At 64.5% G+C, this 3,683-nt stretch carries 4 protein-coding genes; 3 read left to right on the top strand and 1 reads right to left on the bottom strand.

What is annotated here, in order from left to right; genetic code table 11:
* A partial coding sequence (locus A5714_RS23795) for a glycosyltransferase (RefSeq protein WP_068282785.1) occupies nucleotides 1-996 on the top strand: 996 nt, incomplete at its 5' end.
* Between the two features lie 175 nt (nucleotides 997-1,171).
* On the opposite strand, the gene A5714_RS26400 is transcribed toward A5714_RS23795, so the two are convergent.
* Complete coding sequence (locus A5714_RS26400; RefSeq protein WP_156747472.1) at nucleotides 1,172-1,363, bottom strand: hypothetical protein; 192 nt, start codon at nucleotides 1,361-1,363, stop codon at nucleotides 1,172-1,174.
* 32 nt (nucleotides 1,364-1,395) lie between these two features.
* On the opposite strand from A5714_RS26400, the gene A5714_RS23790 reads away from it, so the two are divergent.
* Both A5714_RS23790 and A5714_RS23785 read left to right on the top strand, forming a co-directional pair.
* Nucleotides 1,396-2,649, top strand: a complete 1,254-nt coding sequence (locus tag A5714_RS23790; RefSeq protein WP_082959939.1) for a glycosyltransferase — start codon at nucleotides 1,396-1,398, stop codon at nucleotides 2,647-2,649.
* Between the two features lie 318 nt (nucleotides 2,650-2,967).
* Nucleotides 2,968-3,683, top strand: a 716-nt coding sequence (locus A5714_RS23785; RefSeq protein WP_231975971.1) for a glycosyltransferase, incomplete at its 3' end; no start/stop codon positions are given.

Raw genomic sequence — 3,683 nt, 5'->3', positions numbered from 1 at the left:
AGCGACCAATGCTGGCGCCACATGAACACGACGCTGCTTTCCCTGGCCGACGGGGCTGACCTGATCTTCGCTGGCCAGAGCTACCAGGAACCCGCAGCGAACGTTGCCGAGTATTACGACCTCCCGTTGGCCACCCTGCACCACGTCCCGATGCGGCCCAACGGGCAGGTGGTGTCTTTGCTTCCCGCGCCATTGGCGCGGTCGTCGATGGTGGGGTTCGACTGGTTCTGTTGGCGCCTGAACAAGAAGGTCGAGGACGCCCAACGCCGCGAGCTGGGTCTGCCGAAGGCGACGGGGCCGTCGCCCCGGCGAATCATCGAACGGCGGTCGCTGGAAATTCAGGCCTACGACGAGGTGTGCTTCCCGGGCTTGGCCGACGAGTGGGCCGACTGGCGTGACCAGCGACCGTTCGTCGGCACGTTGACGATGCAGCTGGCCACCGGCGCCGATGACGAGGTCGCGTCGTGGATTGCCGCCGGTACCCCGCCGATCTGTTTCGGATTCGGCAGCATGCCCGTGGCATCCCCGGCCGCGACGGTGGAAATGATCGGCGCCGCGTGCGCCGAGCTGGGGGAGCGGGCGTTGATCTGCGCCGGCTACAGCGATTTCAGCAGTGCGCCGTCTTTCGAGCACGTGAAGGTGGTGGGAGCGGTCAATTACGCGGCGATCTTCCCGGTCTGCCGCGCGGTCGTCCACCACGGCGGTTCAGGCACCACGGCCGCCAGCATGCGCGCGGGCGTTCCCACCGTGATCCTGTCCATGGACGCCAACCAGACCATTTGGGGAGCGCAGCTCAAACGCTTGAAAGTCGGGACGACGCGGCGCTTTTCGGCGACGACCCGGAAAACCCTCACCGCCGACCTGCGCCGGGTGCTGGCGCCGGATTACGCGGTGCGCGCCCGGCAGATCGCCAGCCACATGACCAAGCCCGCCGACAGCGTCCGCAAGGCCGCCGATCTCGTCGAGAATTTCGCCCGAGCGCGCAGCCGCGCCTGAGCGGGTCCGCAAGCGCCGGGGAAAATATGCCCCGAAAAGCGTCGGTAAATTGCGCTTTTCGGAGCCATCTGTGGCGGATACGAAATCGCGCGGTTTCCAAAGACACGCCGACGGTCCTCTGGCACAATGTATCCTCAGCCGACGATGCCTGCGCTGCTCGAAGGTCGTCACAGTGCTACGGTCCGGGGGAAAGGCCGATGACATTGGCTTTGCCAGAATTCACCACACCGCTACTGCGATGTAATTCATTTTCGTTGCAATCGCCGAAGGCGTTGCATCGCCGTTCCGCCTTTTCCTCTAGGAAAGCGCATTGGCCAGCGTTGATCTGCAATTCGCAGGCCACCGGCGACTCGCCGAAGTTGCCCATGCTGACGGAGAGTGATTAAGGTTACGGTCGCGATGAAATTTGCTGTGGCGAGCTATGGAACGCGTGGCGACATCGAGCCGTGCCTCACCATCGGTCGTGAACTGATGCGCAGGGGCCACGAGGTGCGCATGGCCGTCCCGCCGAACCTGGTGGAGCTGGCGCAGAAGGCCGGTCTCCCGGCGATCGCCTACGGCCCCGATATGCACGACTTCTGGAGCGACGAATTCATCCGTGACTTTCGGAAGAATTTCGTGCGCAACCCGATCAAGCTGATCCGCGATGCGTGGGAGCCCGTGCTGCGGAATTGGCAGGAGATGAGCGCGTCGCTGATGTCGGTGGGGGCGGGAGCCGACCTCATCTTCAGCGGCCAGCTCTACCAGGATCTCGCCGTGAATGTCGCTGATTACTACGGCATTCCGATGGCCACCCTGCACTACATTCCGATGCGGCCCAACGGTCAACTGATCCCACGAATGCCCAAGCCGTTGGTGCGCACCGGCATGAGCGTCTACGACTGGATGTGCTGGCGCATGAACAAGCGGGCCGAAGACCGGCAACGCCGCGACCTCGGGCTGGCCACCGCGACCGTCGCGTCGCCCCGGCGGATCGCCGAACGCGGTTCCTTGGAAATTCAGGCCTACGATGACGTGTGCTTCCCCGGCCTCGCCGAGGAGTGGGCGAAATGGGGCGGCCAGCGGCCCTTCGTCGGTTCGCTGACAATGGAATTGACGACCGACTCCGACGACGAGGTGCTGTCGTGGATCGCGCAGGGCACGCCGCCGATCTGCTTCGGCTTCGGCAGCATGCCCGTCGCCGAGTCGCCCGCCGATACCGTGGCCATGATCGCCTCCGCCTGCGCGGAATTGGGGGAGCGGGCGCTGGTGTGTTCGGGCAAGACCGATTTCAGCGGCGCCTCCCACGGCGACCACGTGAAAGTCGTGGGACCAGTGAATTACGCGTCGGTCTTCCCCGTCTGCCGCGCCGTGGTGCACCACGGCGGCGCCGGCACCACTGCCGCGGGTCTGCGCGCCGGCGCCCCTACCCTCGCGTTGTGGAGTTTGAGCGATCAAAAGATCTGGGCCGCCCAGCTCACCCGCCTCGGAGTGGGCTTCGCCCGTCACTTCTCGACCGTGACGCGGGAATCACTGATCGAAGACCTGCGGCGCATCCTCGCCCCGGAGTACGCCGCCCGCGCCCGCAAGCTGGCCGCTCGGATGAGCACACCCGCCGACAGCGTGCAGAACACCGCCGACCTCCTGGAGAAATTCGCTCGCACCACGGTGTGACTCGTCATGCCGTGGGGCGGCAAACGCCGCCTCACGACCAACTTCCGCGACAACGCCGGAAAACACCACCACCAGGGCATTCTCAAGTGTGTTGCGTGACCGGACTTTTCAGTGATTCGCGGCGCCGAACGAGCGCCCATGGTGCCCAATGCCGGGACTGCGACCCCACCACCTTCGCCCGCCGCGCGCCTCGCGCGCACGCCCGTTACTATTACCTAACCTACCTAACTTACCTCGGCGATAATTCTTCACGTCGGCGTAACGAAAGCGTGGTTCGGGGGCTCTGATGTGACGCCTCGGGCAGAAAGGGGTCTCGCGGTGAGCAGTTGCGCGGCCGGCCCGCCGAAAGTCAGCGTGGTGTCGACCACGCACAACCAAGAGGCCTACGTCCGGCAGACCTTCGACAGCTTCATCGCCCAGCGGACTGAGTTTCCGATCGAAATCGTGGTCGCTGACGACGCCTCGACGGACGCCACCCCGCAGATCATCCGGGAATACGCCGACCGCCATCCCGACCGCTTCCGGCCGATCCTCCGGCCGCAAAACCTCGGTCTCAATGCGAACCTGACGGGAGCGTTGTCGGCCGCGCGCGGCGAGTACATCGCGCTCTGTGAAGGGGACGACTACTGGGTGGACCCCTTGAAGCTCAGCAAACAGACGGCCTATCTCGATCAAAATCCCGGCGCAGGGTTGTGTTTCCATCCCGTTCGTATTCGGTGGACCCGCAACCGGGGCCATGACTTGAAGTTCGTGCACACCCTGTATCAGAAGATGGAAGAAACTTTCTTTCCCAAGTTCCCGCCGCCATTCCTGGCCGGCGACGTCAGCGTCGAGGGTTTGCTCTCACGGAATTTCATCCAGACCAACTCGGTGATGTATCGCCGGCTCCCCCGCTATGACGACATCCCGCCGGACGTCATGCCCTTGGACTGGTATCTGCACGTGCGCCATGCCCTGCACGGCGAGGTCGCGATGTTGCCCGAGACCATGGCCGTGTACCGCCGTCACCCCCACGGGATGTGGTTCAACTCGAT

Origin of the sequence: Mycobacterium sp. E2462 (genome assembly GCF_001672685.1) — a bacterium.
Taxonomy (GTDB): Bacteria; Actinomycetota; Actinomycetes; order Mycobacteriales; family Mycobacteriaceae; genus Mycobacterium.
Note: the sequence above shows the minus strand (reverse complement) of the source record. Positions and strands in the feature narration are given on the sequence as shown.